Annotated in this window: 22 protein-coding genes; 9 read left to right on the top strand and 13 right to left on the bottom strand. The window is 56.3% G+C overall.

Annotated features, from left to right (window positions below; translation table 11 throughout):
- Positions 1-108: 108 nt before the first annotated feature.
- The 3 genes from rhlE (at position 109) to ybiB (ending at position 4,814) form a co-directional block, all read left to right on the top strand.
- Positions 109-1,458 (top strand): ATP-dependent RNA helicase RhlE, encoded by a 1,350-nt coding sequence (gene rhlE / locus JLG71_RS19265; RefSeq protein ID WP_038424242.1) that lies wholly within the window; start codon positions 109-111, stop codon positions 1,456-1,458.
- A 200-nt stretch (positions 1,459-1,658) separates the two neighbouring features.
- Positions 1,659-3,803: an ATP-dependent DNA helicase DinG gene (gene dinG / locus JLG71_RS19260; RefSeq protein ID WP_116280899.1), complete on the top strand. Its 2,145-nt coding sequence runs from the start codon at positions 1,659-1,661 to the stop codon at positions 3,801-3,803.
- A 42-nt stretch (positions 3,804-3,845) separates the two neighbouring features.
- The gene (gene ybiB, locus JLG71_RS19255) at positions 3,846-4,814 is read left to right on the top strand and encodes a DNA-binding protein YbiB (protein WP_047724222.1); all 969 of its coding nucleotides are present in this window, start codon (positions 3,846-3,848) and stop codon (positions 4,812-4,814) included.
- Positions 4,815-4,949: 135 nt separating this feature from the next.
- Here the strand turns inward: ybiB and ybiJ are convergent, their stop codons facing one another.
- The 5 genes from ybiJ to JLG71_RS19230 all read right to left on the bottom strand — a co-directional run bounded on the left by ybiJ (position 4,950) and on the right by JLG71_RS19230 (position 9,754).
- Positions 4,950-5,210 (bottom strand): DUF1471 family protein YbiJ, encoded by a 261-nt coding sequence (gene ybiJ, locus JLG71_RS19250; RefSeq protein ID WP_004130722.1) that lies wholly within the window; start codon positions 5,208-5,210, stop codon positions 4,950-4,952.
- 284 nt (positions 5,211-5,494) lie between these two features.
- Positions 5,495-5,761 (bottom strand): DksA/TraR family C4-type zinc finger protein, encoded by a 267-nt coding sequence (locus tag JLG71_RS19245; RefSeq protein WP_116280901.1) that lies wholly within the window; start codon positions 5,759-5,761, stop codon positions 5,495-5,497.
- 68 nt (positions 5,762-5,829) lie between these two features.
- On the bottom strand, positions 5,830-6,507 hold the full coding sequence (gene ybiX / locus JLG71_RS19240) for a PKHD-type hydroxylase YbiX (protein ID WP_025108099.1): 678 nt from the start codon (positions 6,505-6,507) through the stop codon (positions 5,830-5,832).
- Positions 6,508-6,552: 45 nt separating this feature from the next.
- Complete coding sequence (locus tag JLG71_RS19235; RefSeq protein ID WP_116280902.1) at positions 6,553-8,841, bottom strand: catecholate siderophore receptor Fiu; 2,289 nt, start codon at positions 8,839-8,841, stop codon at positions 6,553-6,555.
- Positions 8,842-9,139: 298 nt separating this feature from the next.
- Positions 9,140-9,754, bottom strand: a complete 615-nt coding sequence (locus JLG71_RS19230) for a flavin reductase family protein (RefSeq protein WP_025108097.1) — start codon at positions 9,752-9,754, stop codon at positions 9,140-9,142.
- Positions 9,755-9,849: 95 nt separating this feature from the next.
- Between JLG71_RS19230 and rlmF the strand changes: the two genes are divergently transcribed.
- Positions 9,850-10,764: a 23S rRNA (adenine(1618)-N(6))-methyltransferase RlmF gene (gene rlmF / locus JLG71_RS19225; RefSeq protein ID WP_047724220.1), complete on the top strand. Its 915-nt coding sequence runs from the start codon at positions 9,850-9,852 to the stop codon at positions 10,762-10,764.
- Here the strand turns inward: rlmF and ybiO are convergent.
- The 6 genes from ybiO to rhtA all read right to left on the bottom strand — a co-directional run bounded on the left by ybiO (position 10,759) and on the right by rhtA (position 17,319).
- Positions 10,759-12,969: a mechanosensitive channel protein gene (ybiO, locus tag JLG71_RS19220; protein ID WP_025108095.1), complete on the bottom strand. Its 2,211-nt coding sequence runs from the start codon at positions 12,967-12,969 to the stop codon at positions 10,759-10,761. The two genes, rlmF and ybiO, sit on opposite strands and share 6 nt — an antisense overlap.
- 110 nt (positions 12,970-13,079) lie before the next feature.
- Entirely contained in the window at positions 13,080-13,802 is a 723-nt protein-coding gene (glnQ, locus tag JLG71_RS19215; RefSeq protein ID WP_004849106.1) for a glutamine ABC transporter ATP-binding protein GlnQ, read from the bottom strand.
- Complete coding sequence (gene glnP, locus JLG71_RS19210) at positions 13,799-14,458, bottom strand: glutamine ABC transporter permease GlnP (protein WP_004100490.1); 660 nt, start codon at positions 14,456-14,458, stop codon at positions 13,799-13,801. The genes glnQ and glnP overlap by 4 nt, the downstream gene beginning before the upstream one ends.
- 133 nt (positions 14,459-14,591) lie before the next feature.
- Positions 14,592-15,338: a glutamine ABC transporter substrate-binding protein GlnH gene (gene glnH, locus JLG71_RS19205; protein ID WP_004849110.1), complete on the bottom strand. Its 747-nt coding sequence runs from the start codon at positions 15,336-15,338 to the stop codon at positions 14,592-14,594.
- A 371-nt stretch (positions 15,339-15,709) separates the two neighbouring features.
- Positions 15,710-16,213, bottom strand: coding sequence for a DNA starvation/stationary phase protection protein Dps (dps, locus tag JLG71_RS19200; protein ID WP_004130751.1), 504 nt, complete (start codon positions 16,211-16,213; stop codon positions 15,710-15,712).
- Positions 16,214-16,431: 218 nt separating this feature from the next.
- Positions 16,432-17,319 (bottom strand): threonine/homoserine exporter RhtA, encoded by an 888-nt coding sequence (rhtA, locus tag JLG71_RS19195; protein ID WP_004100495.1) that lies wholly within the window; start codon positions 17,317-17,319, stop codon positions 16,432-16,434.
- A gap of 351 nt (positions 17,320-17,670) precedes the next feature.
- Here rhtA and ompX point away from each other — a divergent pair, with 351 nt between their 5' ends.
- Positions 17,671-18,183, top strand: a complete 513-nt coding sequence (gene ompX, locus JLG71_RS19190; protein WP_004130755.1) for an outer membrane protein OmpX — start codon at positions 17,671-17,673, stop codon at positions 18,181-18,183.
- Between the two features lie 69 nt (positions 18,184-18,252).
- Here the strand turns inward: ompX and JLG71_RS19185 are convergent, their stop codons facing one another.
- Both JLG71_RS19185 and mntS read right to left on the bottom strand, forming a co-directional pair.
- On the bottom strand, positions 18,253-19,830 hold the full coding sequence (locus JLG71_RS19185) for a phosphoethanolamine transferase (protein WP_200914323.1): 1,578 nt from the start codon (positions 19,828-19,830) through the stop codon (positions 18,253-18,255).
- 267 nt (positions 19,831-20,097) lie between these two features.
- The gene (mntS, locus tag JLG71_RS19180; protein WP_004100500.1) at positions 20,098-20,223 is read right to left on the bottom strand and encodes a manganase accumulation protein MntS; all 126 of its coding nucleotides are present in this window, start codon (positions 20,221-20,223) and stop codon (positions 20,098-20,100) included.
- 182 nt (positions 20,224-20,405) lie between these two features.
- On the opposite strand from mntS, the gene mntR reads away from it, so the two are divergent.
- The 4 genes from mntR (at position 20,406) to JLG71_RS19160 (ending at position 24,661) form a co-directional block, all read left to right on the top strand.
- Positions 20,406-20,879, top strand: coding sequence for a manganese-binding transcriptional regulator MntR (gene mntR, locus JLG71_RS19175; RefSeq protein ID WP_014228517.1), 474 nt, complete (start codon positions 20,406-20,408; stop codon positions 20,877-20,879).
- The gene (locus tag JLG71_RS19170; RefSeq protein WP_200913761.1) at positions 20,876-21,982 is read left to right on the top strand and encodes an anion transporter; all 1,107 of its coding nucleotides are present in this window, start codon (positions 20,876-20,878) and stop codon (positions 21,980-21,982) included. The genes mntR and JLG71_RS19170 overlap by 4 nt, the downstream gene beginning before the upstream one ends.
- A 110-nt stretch (positions 21,983-22,092) precedes the next feature.
- Positions 22,093-23,133: an aldo/keto reductase gene (locus tag JLG71_RS19165; RefSeq protein ID WP_200913760.1), complete on the top strand. Its 1,041-nt coding sequence runs from the start codon at positions 22,093-22,095 to the stop codon at positions 23,131-23,133.
- A 151-nt stretch (positions 23,134-23,284) separates the two neighbouring features.
- Positions 23,285-24,661: a glycoside hydrolase family 1 protein gene (locus JLG71_RS19160; protein WP_187228755.1), complete on the top strand. Its 1,377-nt coding sequence runs from the start codon at positions 23,285-23,287 to the stop codon at positions 24,659-24,661.
- Positions 24,662-24,685 lie beyond the last annotated feature (24 nt).

The following is a 24,685-nucleotide window of genomic DNA, read 5'->3' as shown; positions in this document are numbered from 1 at the left end:
AATCTGCTAGACTGCGCAGCTTCATGGCATTGTGGTTTTTGCCATCTCTTTCGCAATAATCTCCCTGAAAACTACGCCTGTGACGGGCCGGGGCGGTTCGGAGTTGTTATGTCTTTTGATTCCCTTGGCCTGAATCCTGAAATCCTGCGCGCCGTCGCTGAGCAGGGCTACGTTGAGCCAACCCCAATTCAGCAGCAGGCTATCCCGGCAGTATTACAGGGTCGCGATCTGATGGCCAGCGCTCAGACCGGTACCGGCAAAACGGCGGGATTTACGCTGCCGCTGCTTCAGCATCTGATCCAAAAGGAGCCGCATGCTAAAGGGCGTCGCCCGGTGCGTGCGCTGATCCTGACCCCAACGCGCGAGCTGGCGGCGCAGATTGGCGAGAACGTCCGGGATTACAGCAAATACCTCAACGTTCGCTCGCTGGTGGTGTTCGGCGGCGTGAGCATTAATCCGCAGATGATGAAGCTGCGCAGCGGCGTCGATATCCTGGTGGCAACGCCGGGTCGTCTGCTGGATCTTGAACATCAGAACGCCGTGAGCCTCGACAAAGTCGAAGTGCTGGTGCTGGACGAAGCCGACCGTATGCTGGATATGGGCTTTATTCACGATATTCGCCGGGTGCTGGCGAAGCTGCCGGCCAGACGTCAGAACCTGCTGTTCTCCGCAACCTTCTCCGATGACATTAAATCGCTGGCGGAAAAGCTGCTGCATAACCCGCTGGAGATCGAAGTCGCCCGCCGCAACACCGCCTCTGAGCAGGTGAGCCAGCTGGTGCATTTTGTCGATAAAAAGCGCAAACGCGAGCTGCTGTCGCAGATGATCGGTGAAGGTAACTGGCAGCAGGTGCTGGTCTTTACCCGCACCAAGCACGGCGCAAACCATCTGGCGGAACAGCTCAATAAAGACGGCATCCGCAGCGCCGCTATTCACGGCAACAAGAGCCAGGGCGCGCGTACCCGCGCATTGGCTGACTTTAAATCCGGCGGCATTCGCGTACTGGTGGCCACCGATATCGCCGCGCGCGGTCTGGATATTGAAGAGCTGCCGCACGTGGTGAACTACGAGCTGCCAAACGTACCGGAAGACTATGTGCACCGTATCGGTCGTACCGGGCGCGCCGCGGCAACGGGTGAAGCGCTGTCGCTGGTTTGCGTTGATGAACATAAACTGCTGCATGATATCGAACGCTTGCTGAAAAAAGAGATTCCACGTATTGCCCTGGCGGGCTACGAGCCGGATCCATCGATTAAAGCCGAGCCGATTCAGAACGGTCGTCAGCAGCAGCGCGGCGGCGGTCGCGGTGGCCAGGGTCAGGGTCGCGGTGGCCAGGGGCAAGGTCGCGGTCAGCAGTCCGCTCCGCGTCGTACCGATGGCGAAGCGCCGAAAGCGCGAACTCAGGACGGTAAGCCTCCTCGCCGTCGTCGCCCGCGCAAACCCGCCGCGGCGGAGTAACACTATCCCGTCACTCCTGTGGCGAGTGTCGCGATCGCGCGGCTAAGCCACTGATGGGTTGTCCGGGTAAGACTCCTTACCCGGACGCGCTTCGCTCAGCATAACCTCGAGCGTGATTCCAGTTTGCTCAGAAAGACGTTCCTTCCGACGGCTAAAAAATGGCACAATAGTGGCTGTTTATACAGTATTCAGGTTTTCTCATGGCTTTGACCGCAGCGCTGAAAGCGCAAATCGCCGCCTGGTATAAGGCGCTTCAGGAACAAATCCCTGACTTTATTCCCCGTCCTCCGCAGCGGCAGATGATTGCCGATGTGGCGAAGACGCTCGCTGGGGAAGAGGGGCGACATCTGGCGATAGAAGCCCCGACCGGCGTCGGCAAAACCTTGTCATACCTGATTCCCGGCATCGCCATTGCCCGTGAAGAACAAAAAACGCTGGTGGTCAGTACCGCCAACGTTGCTCTGCAGGACCAAATCTACAGTAAAGATCTGCCGCTGCTGCGCAAAATCATTCCCGACCTGCGATTTACCGCCGCCTTTGGCCGCGGGCGCTACGTCTGCCCGCGTAACCTGGCCGCGCTTGCCAGCACCGAGCCAACGCAGCAGGATTTACTGGCCTTTCTTGATGACGAACTCACGCCTAACAACCAGGCGGAACAGAAGCTGTGCGCGACGCTGAAAGCGGACCTTGATAGCTACAAATGGGACGGCCTGCGCGATCATACCGATAAAAATGTGGATGATTCATTATGGAGCCGCCTGAGCACCGATAAAGCCAGCTGCCTGAACCGCAACTGCCACTATTATCGCGAATGTCCGTTTTTTGTCGCCCGCCGGGAAATCCATGAAGCGGAAGTGGTGGTGGCGAACCACGCGCTGGTGATGGCGGCGATGGAAAGCGAAGCGGTGCTGCCGGAACCGAAGCATCTGCTGCTGGTGCTGGATGAAGGCCACCATCTTCCGGAGGTGGCCCGCGATGCGCTGGAAATGAGCGCGGAAATCACCGCCCCCTGGTACCGCCTGCAGCTGGATCTTTTTACGAAACTGGTCGCGACCTGCATGGAGCAGTTTCGCCCTAAAACTACGCCGCCTCTGGCGAATCCCGAGCGTCTGAATGGGCATTGCGAGGAGCTCTACGAGCTCATCTCCTCCCTGAATAATATCCTCAATCTGTACATGCCGGCCGGGCAGGAGGCGGAGCACCGCTTCCCGATGGGGGAGCTGCCGCAGGAAGTGATGGAGATTTGCCAGCGGCTGGCGAAGCTCACCGAAACGCTGCGCGGTCTGGCGGAGCTGTTCCTTAACGATCTGGGCGAAAAAACCGGCAGTCACGACGTGGTGCGTTTGCATCGGGTTCTGCTGCAGATGAACCGCGCGCTGGGGATGTTTGAAAGCCAAAGTAAACTGTGGCGGCTGGCATCGCTGGCGCAGTCCTCCGGCGCGCCGGTGACCAAATGGGTCACCCGCGACCTGCGGGATGGCCAGATGCATATCTGGTTCCACTGCGTGGGGATCCGCGTCAGCGATCAGCTGGAGAGGCTGCTGTGGCGCAGCGTCCCGCATATCGTCGTTACCTCTGCGACGCTACGCTCGCTTAATAGCTTTTCGCGTCTGCAGGAGATGAGCGGGCTGAAAGAGAAAGCGGGAGACCGCTTTGTGGCGCTGGATTCGCCCTTTAATCACGTCGAACAGGGTAAAATCGTCATTCCGCAGATGCATTACGAACCGCTTATCGATAACGAAGAGCAGCATATTGCCGAGATGGCCGCCTATTTCCGGGAACAGGTCGAGAGCAAAAAGCATCTCGGCATGCTGGTACTCTTCGCCAGCGGAAGAGCGATGCAGCGGTTTCTCGAACACGTTACCGATCTGCGCCTGCTGCTGCTGGTTCAGGGGGATAAGCCTCGCTACCGGCTGGTCGAGCTGCATCGTAAACGCGTTGAAGGCGGCGAGCGCAGCGTACTGGTTGGGCTGCAATCCTTCGCGGAAGGCCTGGATTTAAAAGGCGAACTGTTAAGCCAGGTGCATATCCACAAGATCGCTTTCCCGCCGATTGACAGCCCGGTGGTGATCACCGAAGGCGAATGGCTCAAAAGCCTCAACCGCTATCCGTTCGAAGTTCAGAGCCTGCCCAGCGCGTCATTCAACCTGATTCAACAGGTTGGCCGCCTGATCCGTAGCCATAGCTGCTGGGGAGAGGTGGTAATTTATGATAAACGCCTGTTGACCAAAAACTACGGTAAGCGTTTATTGAATGCATTACCCATATTTCCGATAGAGCAGCCAGCCGTCCCTGAGGTTATAGTAAAAACTAAAATAAAACAGACGCGTCGCAAACGGCGTTAGCGGTGCAATGTCGACGCGGTGAGAAGCTCAGAGGAGCCTGCAATGGACTACAGCAAAATCATTAAAGAAGTCGGGCGCGGAAAAAACCACGCTCGCGACCTGGACGTGGAAACGGCCCGCGCGCTCTACTCGCGGATGCTTAACGGCGAGGTGCCTGACCTTGAGCTCGGCGGCATTCTTATTGCCCTGCGCATCAAGGGCGAAGGTGAAGCGGAGATGAAGGGCTTCTATGAAGCGATGCAGGAGCACACCATTAAGCTGACGCCGCCGGTCGGCAAACCGATGCCGATTGTGATCCCCAGCTATAACGGTGCGCGTAAACAGGCCAACCTGACGCCGCTGCTGGCCGTCCTGCTGCATAAGCTCGGCTTCCCGGTCATTGTTCACGGCGTTAGCCACGATCCCACCCGCGTGCTGACGGAAACCATTTTTGACCTGATGGGCATCCCGGCGACGCTTCACGCGGGCCAGGCACAGGCGCGGCTAGACAGTCACCAGCCGGTTTACGTTCCGGTTGGCGTATTTTGTCCGCCGCTGGAAAAACAGCTGGCGATGCGCTGGCGCATGGGCGTGCGTAACAGCGCCCACACCCTGGCCAAGCTGGCGACGCCGTTTGCCGAAGATGCGGCGCTGCGCCTGTCGAGCGTTTCGCACCCTGAGTACGTCGGTCGGGTCGCGAAATTTTTTGCCGGGATCGGCGGCCGGGCGCTGCTGATGCACGGTACTGAAGGCGAAGTTTACGCTAACCCGCAGCGCTGCCCGCAGATTAGCCTGATTGATGAGACCGGTACGCGGGTGGTTAACGAGCGTCAGGATGGCGCCGCTGCGCAGGCAGTCGCTCTGCCGGAGTCAAAAGATCCCGAAGTGACCGCGCGCTGGATCGAGCGCTGTATGGTCGGGAGCGAACCGCTGCCGTCATCGTTGAAAATTCAGCTGGCCTGCTGTCTTCTGGCCGCCGGCGTGGTCTTGTCTCTGGAGCAGGGGCTGGCGAAGGTGGCTGAGAGCTGGTAACTCTATCGCAGGATCGCAGGCAAAAAAAAGCCCGTCCAGTGGCATGGACGGGCAAGGCAAGGGTATTAAAGGATCTTACAGGGTTAAAACAGTGGCATTACAGGGTGTTGCTGTTGCTACAGGGATAACTGACGATTATTTATAGATAACCGCAGTACCGCTCAGTTTGTTGTTGCTGTTAGCGGAGGTAATGCTATAGCCGGTTGCACCAGCGGCCTCGGCTTTTTCAGCCAGTTTAGCTTCCAGTCCATCCAGCGTCGTCGCGCCTTCAGCGGAAACCACACCAATTTTGTTCATGCTCTCTGCCTGAGCCGATGTCACCGGCTGAGCGGCGAACGCGCCGAAAGACAGAGCGGAAAGGGCGATAGCGGCGGCAGCATATTTGATGTTTTTCATAGTTAATCTCTCGCAGGTTGTTCTGTATAGGGGACGATGTTCCGTCGATGTGATAAGTATCACGGTTTTTAGCGGGAGATAAAATCGAAGGAAATTAACAGTCTTCATCTAATTTTTTGAATGATTATTAATTTATTGAATATTAATAAATTATTTTAGCCGGCGGCGGCGAAACAGGTCGGGGCGGCGAACGGGGGGCTGGAAGGGCACATTTTGCCACGCCGTTTGCCAAAAAACGTGCGCGAAAAGATAACGCGATGTGCGTAATGAACAGTAAATATTGGTCAGCGAAGCTGGCTATCCTTGGAGCCTCTGCGATTATATCCTGAAAATGTATTGTTATGTAAATCTTTCTCCTGTTGGCATTTTACGCAGTATTTCACCCCCGCCACCGCCCGTCGGCGCGCCTCAGGAATCGGCTCTCCGCATTCTTCACAAAATTTGTTGCTTTCCCCCGATGACAGTTCGTTTCGCGCCCGAGCTATCGCGTCGTGGATGGTGCTGTCGATCTGTTCCTGCACCGCGTCATCATTCGCCCAGCCTGATGCCATAGTTCACCTCGCTATCTCGCCTCTCTTTAGTATAGAGAATATGGGGATAAAAAATGACCAGACAAGGCTCAGATCTCTGACCATTCGCGCAGCAGGTTATGGTACAGATTAAGCAGAGACAGGACTTCGTCACTTTCGCCGTGGCGGCTTTTTAATTTCTGAATATTGCCATCCAGTTCAAACAGCATACTGCGGCGTTTATCGTCGCGGATCATTGACTGAACCCACAAGAACGAGGCGACGCGAACGCCTGAGGTCACCGGGGTGACGCAGTGCAGGCTGCTTGAAGGATAGAGCACCAGGTCCCCGGCAGGGAGCTTAACCGAATGCTGTCCGTAGGTATCGTTCACGACCAGCTCACCGCCTTCGTAGCTCTCCGGGGGGCTTAAAAAGAGCGTGGCGGAAAGATCGGTACGCATCCAGCCTCCCTGCGCCTGGCTGCGCACCGCGCCGTCGACGTGGAAACCATAAGTTTCGCTCTGCTGATAACGATTAAACAGCGGGCTGGAAATCGCTTTCGGCAGCGCGGCGGCAAAAAACAGCGAACTGCGATTCAGCGCCGCCAGTACGTTGCCCTGAAGTTCGCCGTAACGATTGCTGTGGGTATCAACCTGCTGGTTATTTTTGACCTGGGCGCCCAGATCGCCGGTCGTCACGCGCCCGTCGACCCATTCCGCCTGCTGCAGCTGAGCGATAAAATCGTCCACTTCCTGAGAGCTGAGAACGGCGGGAATATGATACATCATCGTTTTATCTCCGGAGAAAACGGGGCGCAGCCGCCCCGGGGTGGATCAGAAGTGCATATTGGCGGTGAGCACGAAGGTTCGCGGTTCACCCGGGTGATAACGGTAGCCGCTCTTGTTAATCGAGGCGACATAGTCGGTATCAAACAGGTTGTAGACGTTCAGCTGCAGGTCGAGATTACGGTTAATGCGATAGCCGACTTTGGCATCAGCCACCCAGTAGCCTTCGGTATAGGAAGGCGTGCCGACCGCACCGTCGCTGCCGCGATGCATGCTGCCGACGTATCGCGCGCCGGCGCCGACGGCGATCGCATCGGTGGCCTGATACTGGCTCCAGAGGGTAAACGCGTGCTCTGGCGTATACGGCAGCGCGCTGGTGCCATCCTGGGCGGTATTCGCGCCTTCACGAACGCTGGCGTGCTGTTGGGTATAGCCGCCAATCACCTGCCAGTCGGGCGTGATATTACCGGCCAGAGAGATCTCATAGCCTTCAACGCGCTTCTTACCGTACTGCGAATAGCTGCCGTCGTCGTTCTGCTCGACTTCGTTTTCAATATCGGTGCGGAAGAGGGCGGCGGTCAGCAGCAGGCGCTTATCCATCAGCTCCCACTTGGTGCCGACTTCGCTGGTTTTGGCCTTCTGCGGTTTAAAGTCGGTTCGGTTGGCGCTGCTGCCGGTGCCGCTTTGCGCGAGGGTGAAGTTGCTCCCTCCCGGCGGCTGCTGGGAGACGGCGTAGTTGACGTAGAGGTTGCCGTTATCGGTCAGGTGGTACAGCGCGCCAGCCTTCCAGTTAACCAGGTTACCGCTGGTTGAGGTATCGACGGTGGTGACGGGGGTATTTTTCGCGACTCCGGTCGGGCAGGCGATGGCGCCGCGTCCGGTACCGCCGCACAGGCTGGCGCTATCGTATTTGGTCTGGTAGTTATCCAGACGGATCCCGCCGTTAAGTTCGACGTCCTGGGTTATCTGCAGCGTATCGAAAGCATAGACGCCGAAGGTATCCGTCTGTCCGTTAGCGTTGGCGCCGCTGCGGTTCAGGCCGCCGATGGAGATATCGCTGTTCGGATGATAAATATTCACCGCCGGAGGCGTGAGCGGATATACCCCGTAGTTGGTCTGGGTTTCGCGGGTAAATTCCACACCGGTGCTGACGTTATGACCGATGGCCCCGGTATAGAACGTCGACGTCAGGTTAGTCTGGTTGGTCAGGATCTTGTTGCTGGTATCTTTGGTGTTCGCCAGGCGCGACCAGGTCCAGGTGCCGACATCGTTGGGGTTTGGCTGAGTGATGTTTGACGCGCCGCCCATCACCGCAGTCATCAGGTAATCCTGCTTCACGCGAGACCAGCGGGTGGTGTTGCGAATCGTCGTCGTGTCGCTCAGGTCGTGCTCGAAGCGCATCGTCACGGTATCGGTTGTGGAATCATCGTAGTCGGAGTCGGTGCCGTAGAAGTTGCTGGTGGCGACCTTGCCGGAGTGATTCAGCGCCGAGGTGCCGGCGTTGGGAGCGGAATAGCCCGGCAGACCGATGGTGGGAATGCCGCCGTCGGGCGTGTTGTGCTGGGTTACGTGCAGATAGTTAAGATACAGGCGGTTTTCGGTGCCGAGGCCAAATGCGGCCGATGGCGCGACGCCGTAACGCTCGTTTTTCACCTTGTCCCGGCCCGCATCATGGGTTTTCTCGCCCATCAGATTCAGACGCACCGCGCTGGTTTCGCCAATGGCCTCGTTAATATCCAGGGTGCCGCGTCGGAACCAGGCGCTGCCCGCGCTGGCGGAGGCGTCGATGCCGGAATCGAGGCGCGGCTGTTTGCTGATCATATTGATCGAGCCGGTCGGCGCGCTGCGTCCGTAGTCGGAGCCTGAAGGTCCCTTGATGACTTCGATCTGCTCGGTATTAAAAGTATCGCGGCTGACGCTGCCGATATCGCGGATGCCGTCGACGTAAATGCTGTTGGAAGTGTCCGCCCCGCGCATGTAAATCGCGTCGCCGGTCGTCGAGTTGCCGTTTTCGCCGGCAAAGAAAGCGCCGACGCCGGGAACGTTTTTCAGCGCGTCGGTGAGGTTAGTGACGCCCTGGTCCTTCATCACCTGCTCAGAGACCACGCTAACCGTCCGCGTTGTGTCGGCGATCGGGCGTGAAAATTTAGGATCGGCGGAGCGGGTCGGCGCGTACAGCGATGGCGTCTGCGCTTCGACCACCAGCGTTTCGCCGCTATTTTTTTCAGTGCTATCCGCGGCAAGCAGCTGGCCGGTCGGAGAAAGACTCAGGCATAAGCCGGTGAAGAGAGTGAGCGAGTGAAAACTGCTGAACGGCAAATTGTTATTTTTTTCCATATCAATAAGTGACTTATAATTTTAATTAGGCCATAACGACCGCAGACGAAGCGTTGCTTCGCCCCGACCACTGCAGGTGATTTTTTACAAAAGCAATGAGTTTGATAATGATTGTGATAATCATTATCAAACAACAGGCGAATTTCTATCACTCATTTATAAAAAAATAAATACATTTATTTACATTGGCTGCATTTTTTCTACATAAAGGCGCGCCGGGCAGGCGAGGTTGTCGCAGGAAAATGGCATTCAGCTACCCGGCCTGGAAAACGGCGCTAGTACAGGCCGGGTGGGTGGGTTAGCGGGCGTCCGGACGAACGAGGTCAAAGCGCAGGCTTTCATCAATGCCATAATAGGCGCTGGGGCCTCCGGCGCGCAGAATCGGCTGGGCCCTGGCGGTCTGGTAAATTCCGTCTTCCAGCAGCGATTCATCGATATGCACCGCCACCACTTCGCCCAGCACCAGCCAGGTGTCAACCGCTCGCCCTTCTGCGGTCGTTAACTGGATGCATTGTGAAAGGCGACACTCGAAGTTTACCGGGCTTTCGGCGACCCGCGGCGCGCTGACGATGCGGCTGGGAGCGGCAGTCAGCCCGGCGCGGATGAATTCATCTTCATTATGGGGAAGGGTGGCGGAGGTTTCGTTCATCGCGACCGCCAGAGGCCGGGTGGCCAGATTCCAGACGAACTCTTTAGTCTCAGCGATATTCTGTACGCTATCTTTCCAGCCGCTGCTGGCAAAACCAATAATCGGCGGCCGATAGTTAAAGCAGTTGAAAAAACTGTACGGCGCGAGGTTACGCTGGCCGCTGTTATCAAGGGAGGCTATCCAGCCGATGGGGCGCGGCCCGATAATGGCGTTAAGCGGGTCGTGCGGCAGCCCGTGTCCGTGCGAAGGTTGGTAGAAATACATACGACACCCGTGACAAAAAAAGAGATAACCAGACTCACTTATTTACCGCGCCGCCGTCAACGGGTATCTTACGCGGCTGTTCAAAGGAGATTGCCATGAAAGCCCAGAAACCGGGGTTACACCCGCGTAACCGTCACCAACAACGCTACGACCTGCCCGCGCTGTGCCAGGCCCACCCTGAGCTCCAGGGCTTTATCACCCTTAACCCGGTGGGTGAGCAGACCATCGACTTTGCCAATCCGCTGGCGGTGAAGGCGCTGAATAAAGCGCTGCTGGCGCACTTCTACGCGGTGAAATACTGGGATATTCCCGACGGCTTTCTCTGCCCGCCGGTGCCGGGCAGGGCTGACTACATCCATCATCTCGCCGATCTGCTGGCGCTGGATAGCGGGACGATCCCGGCCAACGCCAGCATTCTCGATATTGGCGTTGGCGCAAACTGCATCTATCCGCTCATTGGCGTGCACGAGTACGGCTGGCGTTTTACCGGCAGCGAAGTGAACGCCGACGCGTTCGCCAGCGCCCAGGCTATCGTCAACGGCAATCCCGGCCTGACTCGCCAGATCCGCCTGCGTCGTCAAAAAGACGCTAAAGCGATTCTGACCGGCATTATTCATAAAAATGAGACCTACGACGCGACCCTGTGTAACCCGCCGTTCCATGATTCCGCCGCCAGCGCGCAGGCGGGCGGTGAGCGTAAACGTCGCAACCTGGGACTGGGCGAGGAGAGCGTGCTGAACTTTGGCGGCCAGCAGCAGGAGCTGTGGTGCGAAGGGGGCGAGGTTGCGTTTATTACGCAGATGATTGCGGAGAGCCAGCAGTTTGGCCGTCAGGTGAAGTGGTTTACCTCGCTGGTTTCTCGCGGCGACAATTTGCCGCCGCTCTACCGTGCGCTGACCGACGTCGGCGCGGTGAAAGTAGTGAAAAAAGAGATGGCCCAGGGAAATAAGCAGAGCCGCTTTATCGCCTGGACCTTTATGGACGAAGCCAAACGTCGCCGCGCTTTATAACGTGGGCTCGGCGGGTGCCGGCGGTCCCGCCGGTGCCGGCATCGGCAGAACCTGGTAAGTTTGTACCGGCGCCCGCACGCCCGCGAGGTCAAAATGCCTTTTCACCTGAGTGTCGAGGGCGAACCTTACCGTCCACTGCTTCAACGGCAGGGTGGTAAAGGTGACGCGCAGGGTGAAGGCGGTATTGCTTAAGCCCACCAATCCTGCGAAAGAGGGCTCGCCAATGATCAGCCCGCGAATCTCTTCCTGCGCCATCACTTCCGCGACCGCGTCTTTCAGCGCCTGGTTGGCCTTATCCAGATCCTCCTGTCGATCAACGTCATAGTTGGCCACCACCGAGCCGATCCCGCGCACGAAGTTGGCGAAGGTGGTTATCGAAGACCACGGAATAATGTGATAAGCACCGGTATCCTGGCGTACGCCGACGGAGCGAATCGACATGCGTTCTACCGTCCCGGTTAACGGCCCGATGGTCACCAGATCGCCGGTATTCATGCCGTTCTCAAACTGGATGAAAATCCCGGTAATAATGTCTTTGACCAGGGTTTGCGCGCCGAACGAAATCGCCAGGCCCAGCGCGCCTGCGCCGGCCAGCAGCGGGGCGATATTCACGCCCACTTCCGAAAGCAGGATCATGATAGTAATGGTGCTAATGACCACCGCCAGCGCGTTGCGAAACAGCGTCAGCAGCGTTCGGGCGCGGGCGCTGGGCAGCGGGCGGCCGTGAATATCCGATGCCAGCCGGTTCTCAATCAGGCTGGCGAGCAGCGTCCAGCCAATTGCCGAGAAGAAGAGGATCAGCGCGATACGAATCAGCACATCCACCGCTTTTTGCCCGCTGCCGTTATGTATCCACTGCCAAAAATCGAACAGCCCCCACGCGCTGAGCAGCAGCATGATCGCCACGCAGACCGTCAGGATACGCGCGGCTTTCAGCGACGCGGAGATCCAGCCGTTCAGCCGTTTTTGCAGTTCGGGGTAGTTGCGCTGGGTTTCCGGCGACAGGGTGATGGTTTTCGCAATCCAGCGCGACAGAATACCGGAGACCAGCGCGGCGGCGCCGATGATGGCCAGGCTGCGCAGCGTCGCGCCCATCATAAATTTCAGGCTGTTGCCGGGATCGAACAGGGAGAAGAAAAACAGCACGATAAAATAGGCGCAGGCCAGCCAGTGCCAGATCAGCGCAAAGGCGCGGATAAACAGGCTAAAGAAGGCCAGCGAGCGGTCGGCGAGATGGATAAGCCCCTGGGTAATCAATTTCTTATTGTGAAATATCAGGTACAGCGCCCACAGCGTAATGCACAGCATAATCACCACGTTGGCCAGCGCTCCGAACTGTACGTTGACCTGGTTGGAGATAATCGGCACCGCGACGATGAGCCCGTAGCCAATCAGGCTGCTCAGCGCGCTGAGACGCAGGTTCCAGTATTTCGCCGCTTCATCGCTGAGGTTGAACGGGCGTAGCTCCGGGATGCGGGGGCAAAAAATAAGCCGCAGAATGGCCTTGAAAAATTCAATCAGCGCGAAGGCGTTGAGAAACAGGCTTTGTTGAAAGGCGATGGTGGGGTTGTTACCGTTCAGGCGGTCGCTTAAAAGCTGGCCCACGAAGAGCGTGAGCGCCAGCAGAAGCAGGTCAAAAATAAACGCGCCGGCGATCGTTGCAGGTAGCTGAAGCCAGTTGCTGCGGTCGCGGTTTTTATGCCGTCCCCAGTGGCCCATTTTGCGATACAGCGGCAGGGCCGCCAGGCGTACCAGCCACCAGAACGCAAAGACCAGGCCCGCCAGCAGCAGGAAATGCCAGGCGGCGTTGGTGAAAGTCTGAGAATTAAACGCTTTGTGCGGAGAACCGGTGATGTTGCGCCACAGCTGGGAGAAGCGCGAAGAGAGCTGCTCTCCGTATTCGCGGCTGATGTGAGTGACGTTCTCCAGCACCGTGGTCTCGTCTTTTATTTCCGGCGGCGTCAGCTTCGGCGTACTGTCCGGCGGCGGCGTGGCGGCGGCTTTCCGCAGCTGCTCGATAAGCTCCTGACGGGCGTCGGCGTTTTCAAGCACGTCGGCCAGCGCGCCGTAGGCCGCTTTCTTCTGCGCCACATCGGGTTCACTGCTGCTGGACGGGTCCGCTGTGGTTGCCGGAACGCCTGGCAGCGTCGCGGCCCATAGCGGAGCGGTGAAGAGTAGGGCAAGCAGTAACAAAATCCGCGGCACAGGCACCTCCATTGCATCTCAAACCAATAAGTATAGAAGATGAGATCCGCAGAGCGAGGTTGGGATGATTCTGGAAAGCGGCTCTCCCGCGAAGGGAGAGCCGGGGGGGATCAGGCTACGTGCTGCAAAAACTCGCGCAGGCGCGGGCTGGGCGGGTTATTCACCAGCATCTGCGGATCGCCATCTTCCGCAATGCGCCCTTTATCGATAAAGATCAGGCGCGACGCCACTTTTTCGGCGAAGCCGATTTCGTGGGTAACGATAACCATGGTCATGCCTTCTTCGGCCAGATCCTGCATCACTTTCAGCACTTCATGACGCAGTTCAGGGTCAAGCGCGGAAGTCGGCTCATCAAACAGCATCATTTTGGGTTTAACCGCCAGCGCCCGGGCAATGGCCACGCGCTGCTGCTGTCCGCCTGAAAGCTCAGAAGGGTAGTGGTGCGCACGTTCCGCGAGGCCCACTTTCTCCAGCAGGTCTTTCGCCAGTTTTTCCGCCGCCGCTTTATTGGCGCCGCGAACGCGCAGCGGGCCGAACATCACGTTTTCCAGCGCCGTCAGGTGCGGGAACAGATAAAACTGCTGGAATACCATCCCGGCTTCCTGGCGAATCAGCCGCTCGTCAACCTTCGGGTCGTTGACCTTCAGACCGTCGACGATCAAATCGCCGCTGGTAATCTCTTCAAGTTTGTTAATACAGCGCAGCAGGGTCGATTTACCGGAACCGGACGGCCCGATAATCACCACGACTTCGCCCTGGTTGATCTTCAGATCGATATCATGCAGCACCTTGGTTGGGCCAAAATGCTTGGAAACGTTTTTAAATTCAATCACAGGATTTTCATCCTTCTTTCAAGACGACGCAGAACAAAGCTCAGCACCAGGGTGATGATCAGGTAGATAACCGCAACGGCGCTCCAGATCTCCAGCGCGCGGAAGTTACCGGCAATAATTTCCTGGCCCTGACGGGTCAGTTCGGCCACGCCGATGACGATAAACAGCGAGGTATCTTTGATGCTGATAATCCACTGGTTTCCCAGCGGCGGCAGCATACGGCGCAGCGCCAGCGGCAGGATCACGTAGCGGATAGTTTCCCGACGAGAAAGGCCCAGCGCGAGGCCTGCTTCCCGGAACCCTTTATGGATCGACAGCACCGCGCCGCGGGTGATTTCCGCAATATAGGCGCCGGAGTTGATCATAATGGTTACCACCGCCGCCGAGAACGGGTCGATGCGTAAATCGCTAAACGCCATCGGCAGGGCGAAGTAGATGAACATGACCTGCACCACAATCGGGGTGCCGCGGATGATTTCGATAAAGACCAGCGCAATGTGGTTGGCAATCCAGCCGCCGAAACAGCGGGCGAAACCGGCCACCAGACCGATTATCAGACCGCCGACCAGGCCGAGGACCGAAATCCACAGCGTCATTTTGGCGCCTTCCAGTAAAATTGGGATGGCGGGCCAGATGGCACTCCAGTCAAACTGCATAATGTGTTCCTGTTACCGTGTCGAAAACAGAGGAAAACCCCCTGAGAAAACTATTCAGGCCTGCTGACGGGTAGCCCGGAGAGCTCCAGGTCTACCAGACCACAGCAGGCCTGGAAGAGAGTATCGCTAATTATTATTTGGGTTCAGTACCGAACCATTTTTTATAAATTTCGTTGTAAGTGCCGTTCTCACGCAGCGTTTTCAGCGCGCCGTTCACTTTTTCACGCAGCTCGTCGCTGCCTTTCGGGAAGGCGATACCGTAGTTTTGCGCTTCCAGCGAGTCGCCTACCGCTTTGAACTTGCCGTTACCCGCAGTTTTGATGAAGTAAAGGATGTTTGGCGTATCGTGCAGAACCGCATCAGCGCGACCGGTACCCAGTTCCATATAGGCGTTATCGATGTTCGGGAACTGGCGCAGATCTTTGGTTTTGATATTGGCTTTCGCGTAATCAACGGAGCCGGTGCCGCCCTTCACGGCAACCACTTTACCGTTCAGATCTTTGACATCTTTAATATCGTTATTATTCGCGTTAACCATGACCAGCAGGCCGCTTTTGTAGTAGCCGTCAGAGAAGTCGATCGCTTTTTTACGTTCGTCGGTGATGGTGATCCCCGCCAGCGCGAGATCGATGTTTTTGGTCTGCAGCGCCGGAATGATACCGCTGAAGTCCATTGGCTTCAGGGTGTAGTCAAGCTTTAGCTCTTTCGCAATGGCAGCCCACAGGTCAACGTCGAAACCGACATACTTATCGCCCTGTTTAAATTCGAACGGTACAAACGCCGTGTCGGTCGCGACAACCAGTGTTTTATCAGCGGCGTGAGAAGAAACCGCAAAAGCCAGGGTCAGTGCAGCCAGTGAAACTTTAAATACAGACTTCATAGCATTTCCTTTTATATCCACGGGACGATCCCCTGCGAGAACGAGTTGCCTTATGAAAAAATCATGCCACTTTTACAACCTGTTGTTTTATAACAAGCAGGAAGGCGCCTGTTGCACAATTTTGATAACGGATAACGTTAAATGCACCGATATGGGGCGCCGTTTTGGTGCGTCATAAAGGCATCGCATAACAAGAGCATTTTTAACGCAAACCCTGATGTTAAAACAATCTCGGCGTAACGATTGTGTGAGGTGATTATTACAATTGTTTTACTTTTGCGCGTATTTTGTACATTCTCATGCACTGAAGTGGTGCGCGGCGGGGAAGTGGAAAGAAAAAAAGCCGCCAGCGTGGCTGACGGCAGTTGGCCTTACTCGATATTGGCTTCGATGAACCACAGGAATTTATCCAGGTCGCGTGAAGCAGCGGTGAAGATATCAGCGGTATCTTCATCTTTGGCTTCATCGATGGCTTTACGCACATCGTTGGCGACGATCGCATAGCGGTCGGCCAGCTCTTTCAGATGGTCCTGGACGCTATGGATATCCAGCGGGTAGCTTTTCAGCGGGCTTTTGCTGTTAATGACCTGAGTCGTACCCAGCGCTACGCCACCAAGCTGTACGGCACGTTCTGCCATCGTATCAAGGTGGTCGACGAGCGCAGTGCGGAAGCCGTCCAGCATCTCATGAACGGCAATAAAGTTTGCACCGCGCATATTCCAGTGAGCCTGTTTGGTAATCAAAGACAGGTCAATGAACTGGATCACCTGGCGATTCAGCAGCTCAACGGTCGCTTTCTTCGCGCTATCAGCGACGTCGTTACGGGTATAGAGCAGATTCGTTGCTTTAGTTTTAACCAGTTTTGCGGTACTCATAGTGTCATATCCTCTTGATATTTGTACTCGTCATACTTCAAATTCGAATTATTCGGAGCGTCTCATCCCAATAACTTGCGGAATTAAGTATAGCAACGGATTTGAGCTTTGCAGCGGCGGTAGTCTCTATCGGTCTGATAGCGCAGGGCTGTTAGTCAGGAAAAATAGTTTATAAATTAAGGAGATGATTGAGTTTCTCGTCAATCAGCTCCTTTTCGCTAGCTGATGTCGACCTTCTGTATCTTCGTTTCCCGACGCATCGTCAGCGTGGAGCCCATCGAGGCAAGAATAATCGCCCCCAGCGCCAGCGTTTGGGTCGCGGTTAGCGTTTCCCCAAGAAACACCATTCCGGAAAGCGCGGCGAGAGCCGGCTCCATGCTCATCAGGGTGCCAAAGGTCTTGCTGGGCATGCGGGTCAAGGCAACCATTTCCAGAGAGTAGGGCAGCGCGGTCGATAAAATGGCGATCCCCAGTCCCGGCAGCAGCAGCCCCCACTGAAAGAGCGTATCGCTGGCCTGGATCATCCCCATCGGGACGAAGACCACCGCAGCGATTAGCGACCCCATAGCGACCGTTGCGGGGCCATGCTCTTCGCCGGCGCGCTGGCCGGTCAGAATGTAGACCGCCCAGCAGGCGCCAGCGCCGAGGGCCAGCAGCGCGCCAATGGGATCGATCTGCGCCACGCTTTGCCCCAGCGGCAGCAGAAACCAGAGCCCGAGCACCGCCAGCGCCACCCAGACGAAATCGAGGGGGCGACGGGAGCCAAAGAGCGCCACCGCCAGGGGGCCGGTAAATTCCAGCGCGACGGCGACGCCTAGCGGAATGCGCTGAATCGATAAATAGAACAGGTAGTTCATCGCACCGAGCGACAGGCCGTAGAAGAGCAGCGGCAGGCGCTGCTCCGGGGCAAAGCGCAGGCGCCAGGGTTTGAAGATAACCACCAGGATGAAGGTGCCGAGCGCGAGGCGCAGGGCGGTAACGCCCGGCGCACCCACCAGCGGGAAGAGTGACTTGGCCAGTGAGGCGCCACTCTGGATCGAAATCATGGCAATTAAAATAACCAGTATCGGCAACCATGCCGGTACTTTGCGGGACGAGCCGGGCATCCTTTCTCCTGTCAATTTTGTCAAATGCGGTAAAGGTTCCAGTGTAAATGAATTACCCCGCGCCGGTTGAGCTAATGTTGAAAAAAAGGGGTGTAAAAGCAGTACAATAGCGCGGGGTTGAAGATAATTTCACCAGAAGATTAGGAATAATCTGGATACACGTCTGGCGCTTTATGAGCCTTAATAGGAGTATATTTGTAAAAAAGGTTTGTTTTCCAGTTTGTTATAGAAACGTAGAAACCTTTAGTTACATGAAAAAGTACGTTAGACAATGTAAAGTGAAAAGAGTTTCCCAAAAGTTTTTGTTATATTTAAGGCTTAGGACTTATTAGAAACACATTTGAGGTGGTTATGAATAAAATTGCACGTTTTTCAGCACTGGCCGTTGTTCTGGCTGCATCCGTAGGTACCACTGCTTTCGCCGCGACTTCTACCGTTACCGGTGGCTACGCGCAGAGCGATATGCAGGGTGAAGCGAACAAAGCAGGCGGTTTCAACCTGAAGTACCGCTACGAGCAAGACAACAACCCGCTGGGTGTTATCGGTTCTTTCACCTACACCGAAAAAGATCGTTCTGAGTCTGGCGTTTACAAAAAAGGCCAGTACTACGGCATCACCGCAGGTCCGGCTTACCGTCTGAATGACTGGGCGAGCATCTACGGCGTAGTGGGTGTTGGTTACGGTAAATTCCAGGACAACAGCTACCCGAACAAATCTGACATGAGCGACTACGGTTTCTCTTACGGTGCTGGTCTGCAGTTCAACCCGATCGAAAACGTTGCTCTGGACTTCTCCTACGAGCAGTCTCGCATTCGTAACGTTGACGTTGGCACCTGGATTGCTGGCGTAGGTTACCGCTTCTAATCACTCCGGTGATATAAAAAATCCGCCTCAAGGGGCGGATTTTTTTTGCCTGCGGTTTACGCAACCGTGTTAATTGACGGTAAACGCGTCGGTACCCAGATGGGTATAGTCCACTTTCTTCAGCTGGAAGTTAGTGATGTAGATGGGGCCGGCCTTCTGTTCCGAGATAAAACGATAGCGCGGGGCAATCTCCTGAGCGCTGATGCCGGTCCACTGCGAAAAGAAGCTGAGGAAGTCGTTGGCGGACCGCCGCGCTTTAATGACCTTATGCGCTTTATCATCGCTGGAGATCACCATAAAGGGGACCTGGAAATTCTGCTGGTACTTATCGTCGTGCGCCAGATACTGCACCTCTTTCCCGCGCTCTTTAAAAGCCAGACCGTGATCGGAAAAATAGGTCATCGAGAAGGTTTCGCCCGAGTTTTGTAGCTGAGTATAAAGATCGCTCAGCAGCGTATCGGTTTGCGTCATGGTGTAGAGATAGCAGGAGGTCTCTTTCGACTGAACAAAAACCGCGTATTTCCCTTTGGTGCGGTCGCAGGCCTGCGGATGCGAACCCATCAAATGCAGGACAATCAGCTGCGGCTGGGTGCGGCGGGTGGCAAGCACCTGCGCGGTCAGCTTTAATAGCTGCTCATCCTGAGTGTTTTTATTGGCCTCGAAATCGCCGTTCTTGAGGAACTGAACTTCGTCCGCGCGTTTGGCGATGCTGGCAATTGCCGTATCGTATTCGCCAATTTGCCCCTGATTCGAGAACCACCAGGTCTGAAAACCGGCGCGGTTGGCGAGGGTGACAAAGTTATCCTGAAACTGCGGTTTATCATCGACCACCCGGTTGAGGGTTAAACCGAGCGATTTCTGCGTTGAACCGCTGGCGGCAACGTAGTCATTGAACAGATAGCCTTTTACCGAGCTGGCGAACGGGGTGTTGTCCCAGTGGCCGCCAAAGGCGCCGAGCGCATCGCGACGCGCGCTCTCGCCGATCACCACCACATACAGATGATATTTGGGCTTTACCGCCAGCACGTGCCAGCTGTCTTTCATATTCGCCAGCTGCGCCATTCGCGCCTGCTCATCCAGCACTTCATTATTATTCACAACCACGTCTTTAACGAAGCGTACGGCGGGGTAGCCGGTGTCGATAACCTTAAAGACGCCGCCCCAGGCGAGGTTTTGCACCGGCTCGAGAAAGAAAATAGCGGTGCAGAACAGCAGCCCCAGCGTCTCCATTTTCCCCCATCGCGCCGATGCATCCGGCTTGCGCCGTACGGCAATCACGCCGAGCGCAAAGATAAACACGGCCAGCAGATAGTTGTACCACGGGAAAATGGTCAGGATCTCGGTGGACTCTTCGATGTTTGTGGCATGCAGCGCCAGCAGCGTGTTGAAATTGGGCGCGCCGTAGGCCTGGCCGAAAGGATAGTACATGGCCGCCAGCAGCGAATAGGCGCCGATCGTCACTTTTTGCGCGCGCGGAAAGCTGCGCCACAGCAGATGCAGCACGCAGGTAAAAGCAACGGTATAGAGCAGGCTAAAGTCGTAGCCCAGCGCCAGGTTAATAAACAGCGATTGTAAAAAGTAGAATCCTGTCCATGGGTTCAGTACCAGTCCGCGGGCGACCAGCGTTTCTTTCAGCGTGACATTCATAGTAAACAATCAAAAAGAGCCATGTGCGTCCCCTGGCATCAAGGGGTAAAACCTGCTGGACAGTGCGTGAAGAGGGTCTCTGCGAGCCGCAGTAGTGGCAGGGCTGACAAAAGATAGGGCTTGCAAATGTTAAGGTCAACCATCCATAACGGATTGTTTTGGGAGGAAGCTTACAAAACTTGAAAAAAGTTGCCGTAGCGCTGAGTAATCAGCCAGTTTGACGGGAAATTATGACAGAAAAATGAAGCGGCGTACCGCGACGCCGCATTAGTTGTTGGGTTTATCCTGCTGGGGCTTGCCGTTGATCAGATCGCACAGCATACCGACAAGCATTAACCGTACTTTAAAAGGAGAATGGGTAAACACGTTTAAACACCTCTTGAATTCATTCATCTCGACCTCCTGTAACTTCGTCCTTCACTCCTTGAAGGATGTGTGTATTACATACAGATATAGCACAGGCTATATTTTATAGCTATGGCTAAAACGTTAATTTTTTGTTCTCTGTGCGCGATCCATTACAATAGGGATCCTTTTATATGATGCTTGATGCGTCACAGGAATGAGGAAGCACAATGAACCGTCGCGCAGGTAAGCCAATAACAAAAAAAGTGACGCAGCTAGTGAATGTCGAAGAACACGTTGAGGGGTTTCGTCAGGTGCGCGAGGCGCATCGTCGGGAGCTGATTGATGACTACGTGGAGCTGATCTCCGATCTGATTATGGAGGTGGGGGAAGCCCGTCAGGTGGACATGGCCGCGCGTCTTGGGGTGTCGCAGCCAACGGTTGCGAAAATGTTAAAACGACTGGCCAGCGTCGGGCTGATCGAACAGATCCCATGGCGGGGGATCTTTTTAACCCCGGAAGGTGAGAAGCTGGCGCATGAAAGCCGCGAACGCCACCAGATCGTCGAAAACTTTTTACTGGTGATCGGCGTTAGCCCGGAAATTGCGCGTCGCGACGCCGAAGGCATGGAGCACCACGTAAGCGAAGAGACGCTGGCGATGTTTAAACAGTTTACCCTCAAGCAGGGGTCACCGGGAGAATGAACCTCGTCTTTGTTCAGTCGCTAATCCGCGACCGTTTTTTGCATCTGCTGCTGATCGTCGGCGTTGTTTTAAGCTTTTTTGTTCCGTTTGCCCCTGCAGGCTGGTTACACGCCATTGACTGGCATACGGTTATCACCCTTAGCGGGCTGATGCTACTGACCAAAGGTATTGAACTGAGCGGCTATTTTGACGTAATAGGTCGCAAAATGGCGCGCCGCTTTGTGACCGAGCGCCAGCTGGCCATCTTTATGGTGCTGGCGGCCGCGCTGCTATCCACCTTCTTAACCAACGACGTGGCGCTGTTCATCGTCGTGCCGCTCACGCTGACTCTGAAAAAATGGTGCGCCATCCCGACAAGCCGTCTCATCATTTTTGAAGCGCTGGCGGTGAACGCCGGGTCGTTGTTAACGCCCATCGGTAACCCGCAAAACATTCTTCTCTGGGGGCGCTCGGGCCTCTCCTTTCCGGCCTTTATCGGCCAGATGCTGCCGCTGGCGGCAGCGATGATGCTCACCCTGCTGGCGCTGTGCTGGTTCTGTTTCCCCGCGAAGCGTCTCGACTATCAGAGTAGCGACAGGGCGCCCTCCTGGCGGCCAAAGCTGGTCTGGAGCTGCCTGGCGTTCTATGGGGTCTTTTTGACCGCCTTAGAGCTGAAGCAGGAGCTGTGGGGACTGGCGCTGATCGCGCTGGGTTTTTTGCTGCTGGCGCGGGCGGTCATTATCCACGTCGACTGGACGCTGCTGCTGGTCTTCATGGCGATGTTTATTGACGTTCACCTGTTGACCCAGCTACCGGCTCTCCAGCATGCGCTTAACGGCGTCGGCCAGCTCTCGGCAGGCGGATTGTGGCTGACGTCGATTGGCCTGTCGCAGTTTATCAGCAACGTCCCGGCGACCATTTTGCTGCTCAATTACGTTCCACCATCGGTGCTGCTGGCCTGGGCGGTAAACGTCGGCGGGTTCGGCCTGCTGCCGGGCTCTCTGGCAAACCTGATTGCGCTGCGCATGGCTGGCGATCGCCGTATCTGGTGGCGTTTCCATATCTACTCTCTGCCCATGCTGCTGTGGGCCGCGCTGGTAGGGTACGGATTGCTGCAGCTCTGATTTTCAGAGAATTGGGCAAGAAACGGACAGAAACGCCACATTCGCGCTCTCCTTTTCCGGGGTATAACTTTATTCACGATGGTGAATCACCCTGATTGAAGGAGAGTCCTATGCGTTATCAAAAACTGGGCCATACCGGCCTTTTTGTCTCTGAGCTGTGCCTCGGCACCATGACCTTCGGCGGCGAAGGCGGCCTGTGGGGGAAAGTGGGGCAGCTGCGCCAGGCGGAGGCAGAGCAGCTGGTGGGCAGCGCGCTGGATGCGGGCATCAACTTCATCGACACCGCTGACGTCTATTCAGAAGGGCGCTCGGAAGAGATTACCGGCCAGGCGCTGAAGAATCTGAAAGTGCCGCGTGAAAACGTCGTCGTGGCGACCAAAGTGTTTGGCGAAACCGGCACCGCAGGCGTGAACTCGCGCGGCAGTTCGCGCTATCACATCATCGGCAGCGTGAAGGAGAGCCTGCGTCGCCTGCAGCTCGATCATATCGATCTCTATCAACTCCATGGCTTCGATCCGGCGACCCCGATCGAAGAGACGCTGTATGCGCTGGATAACCTGGTGGAGCACGGCTACGTCCGCTATATCGGCGTGTCGAACTGGGCGGCATGGCAGATAGTCAAAGCGCTGGGCATTTCCGAACGTCTGGGGCTGGCGCGTTTTGCCTCGTTGCAGGCTTACTACACTCTTGCCGGCCGGGATCTGGAGCGCGAGCTGGTGCCGATGATGCAGAGCGAAGGCCTGGGCCTGATGGTCTGGAGCCCGCTGGCGGGAGGGCTGCTCAGCGGTAAGTACGATCGCGATGGGCACTCGGCGAGCGGCGGCCGCCGTCAGGAGTTTGATTTCCCGCCGGTGAATAAAGCGCGGGCTTTTGACTGCATTGATGTGATGCGCGAGATTGCCGATGCGAAGGGTGTTTCGGTGGCGCAAATCGCGCTGGCCTGGCTGCTGCATCAGCCGGCGGTAAGCAGCGTGATTATTGGCGCGAAGCGCGCTGAGCAGCTCGCCGATAACCTCGCGGCGACCAGCATTGCCCTGAATGATGATGAACTGGCGCGGCTTGACGCGGTCAGCGCGCTGCCGCGAGAGTATCCGGGCTGGATGCTGGAGCGCCAGGGCGAATACCGCCGCGACCAGCTCGCCCAGCAGTAACTTCCTCTCTTGCACGCCGGATCGTCTGTTTCGCGATCCGGTTTTTTTATCCGTTGCGCTCACAAAACGCGATCCTGGACTTTGCCTGACGGGAGAATTTCGTTTATATGACTAGTCATGAAATTAATATGACTAGTCATAGGTGCGAGCGATGAACAGAACACTACCGGCAGATTTTTTATGGGGTAACTCGGTTTCCAGTATGCAAACCGAAGGGGCGTGGAATGAGGGCGGGAAGGGGATGTCGGTTTACGATATCCGCCAGCCGGCGGAATTTGCGTCCGACTGGAAGGTGGCAACCGACTCGTACCACCGCTACCGGGAAGACTTCGACCTGATGCAGGATTTGGGCATGAACTGCTACCGCTTCCAGATTGCCTGGAGCCGCGTTTGCCCGGAAGGCGACGGCGAGTTCAATGAAGAAGGTATCGCCTTTTATCACCAGTTTATCGATGAACTGCTTGCCCGCGGCATTGAGCCGATGATCTGCCTCTATCACTTCGATATGCCGCTGTCGCTGGCTGAACGCTATAACGGTTTTACCGACCGTCGGGTGATGGAAGCCTTTATTCGTTACGGGCAGAAGATGATCGACTGCTTTGGCGACAAGGTGAAGTGGTGGCTGACCTTTAATGAACAGAATCTCTACCACATGCCGGACGCGTTTCTGATTTCAGGCTATATGCGCGGCGAGAAGACCCTGCGCGAGCTGTATCAGATCCAGCACCACGTGATGATGGCCCACGTGCACCTGACGCAGTATCTGCACCAGGCGAAGCCGCAGTGCCTGATGGGCGGCATGCTGGCCCACGCGCTGGTCTATCCGGCGACCTGCAAACCGCGCGATATCCTTTGCGTCCAGCAGCTCGATGAGTTTTTAAACCAGAACCTGCTGCGCGCCTTCGCCGGAGAGGGCTACAGCCCGGAGGTCATGCACGTTGTCGCCCGCGAAGGCTTTGCGGATATCTACCGCGCAGAGGATCTGGCGCTGATGGCGCAGGTTAAAATCGACTATCTGGCCTTTAGCTACTACGCCAGCAAGGCGCTGGATAGCGACCCGATCCCGCCGGGCACGCCGGTGAACCACTACATGCAGTTTGGCGATAAAAAGAATGACTTTCTGCAGGCCACCGAGTGGGGCTGGCAGATTGACCCGCTGGGCTTTCGCACCATCATTACCCGCTACTACAACGACTGGCGTCTGCCGGTATTCCCGATTGAAAACGGCATCGGGGTGATTGAGTCCTGGGACGGCGAAAATCCGGTCGCTGACGATTACCGCATCGCCTATCATCGCGACCATATCAACGCCATGAAAGAGGCGATGTTTGAGGACGGCGCGCGGGTGATTGGCTATCTGGGCTGGGGGTTAATCGATATTCTCAGTTCGCAGGGCGATATGCGCAAGCGCTACGGGGTTGTCTACGTGAACCGTGAAAACCACGACCTTAAGGACCTTAAGCGCGTCCCGAAGAAAAGCTATGCCTGGCTGAAGCGGGCCATCCGCAGTCACGGCGAAGAGATGTAGCGGCGCCTCGCGCGGGCAGATGGT

The sequence above is a fragment of the Klebsiella michiganensis genome (genome assembly GCF_015139575.1).
In the GTDB taxonomy this organism is placed as follows: domain Bacteria; phylum Pseudomonadota; class Gammaproteobacteria; order Enterobacterales; family Enterobacteriaceae; genus Klebsiella; species Klebsiella michiganensis.
The sequence above is the reverse complement of the archived record's forward strand: the minus strand, read 5'-3'. Positions and strand labels throughout refer to the sequence as shown.

Coding starts and splice junctions, on each gene's coding strand:
- glnH (WP_004849110.1), bottom strand. CDS start 15,338: ATGAAGTCTGTATTTAAAGTTTCACTGGCTGCACTGACCCTGGCTTTT.
- ompX (WP_004130755.1), top strand. CDS start 17,671: ATGAATAAAATTGCACGTTTTTCAGCACTGGCCGTTGTTCTGGCTGCA.
- JLG71_RS19170 (WP_200913761.1), top strand. CDS start 20,876: ATGAACCTCGTCTTTGTTCAGTCGCTAATCCGCGACCGTTTTTTGCAT.
- JLG71_RS19160 (WP_187228755.1), top strand. CDS start 23,285: ATGAACAGAACACTACCGGCAGATTTTTTATGGGGTAACTCGGTTTCC.
- dps (WP_004130751.1), bottom strand. CDS start 16,213: ATGAGTACCGCAAAACTGGTTAAAACTAAAGCAACGAATCTGCTCTAT.
- ybiJ (WP_004130722.1), bottom strand. CDS start 5,210: ATGAAAAACATCAAATATGCTGCCGCCGCTATCGCCCTTTCCGCTCTG.
- dinG (WP_116280899.1), top strand. CDS start 1,659: ATGGCTTTGACCGCAGCGCTGAAAGCGCAAATCGCCGCCTGGTATAAG.
- rhtA (WP_004100495.1), bottom strand. CDS start 17,319: ATGCCCGGCTCGTCCCGCAAAGTACCGGCATGGTTGCCGATACTGGTT.
- mntS (WP_004100500.1), bottom strand. CDS start 20,223: ATGAATGAATTCAAGAGGTGTTTAAACGTGTTTACCCATTCTCCTTTT.
- JLG71_RS19245 (WP_116280901.1), bottom strand. CDS start 5,761: ATGGCATCAGGCTGGGCGAATGATGACGCGGTGCAGGAACAGATCGAC.
- rlmF (WP_047724220.1), top strand. CDS start 9,850: ATGAAAGCCCAGAAACCGGGGTTACACCCGCGTAACCGTCACCAACAA.
- JLG71_RS19235 (WP_116280902.1), bottom strand. CDS start 8,841: ATGGAAAAAAATAACAATTTGCCGTTCAGCAGTTTTCACTCGCTCACT.
- JLG71_RS19185 (WP_200914323.1), bottom strand. CDS start 19,830: ATGAATGTCACGCTGAAAGAAACGCTGGTCGCCCGCGGACTGGTACTG.
- ybiX (WP_025108099.1), bottom strand. CDS start 6,507: ATGATGTATCATATTCCCGCCGTTCTCAGCTCTCAGGAAGTGGACGAT.
- rhlE (WP_038424242.1), top strand. CDS start 109: ATGTCTTTTGATTCCCTTGGCCTGAATCCTGAAATCCTGCGCGCCGTC.
- ybiB (WP_047724222.1), top strand. CDS start 3,846: ATGGACTACAGCAAAATCATTAAAGAAGTCGGGCGCGGAAAAAACCAC.
- mntR (WP_014228517.1), top strand. CDS start 20,406: ATGAACCGTCGCGCAGGTAAGCCAATAACAAAAAAAGTGACGCAGCTA.
- JLG71_RS19230 (WP_025108097.1), bottom strand. CDS start 9,754: ATGTATTTCTACCAACCTTCGCACGGACACGGGCTGCCGCACGACCCG.
- JLG71_RS19165 (WP_200913760.1), top strand. CDS start 22,093: ATGCGTTATCAAAAACTGGGCCATACCGGCCTTTTTGTCTCTGAGCTG.
- glnP (WP_004100490.1), bottom strand. CDS start 14,458: ATGCAGTTTGACTGGAGTGCCATCTGGCCCGCCATCCCAATTTTACTG.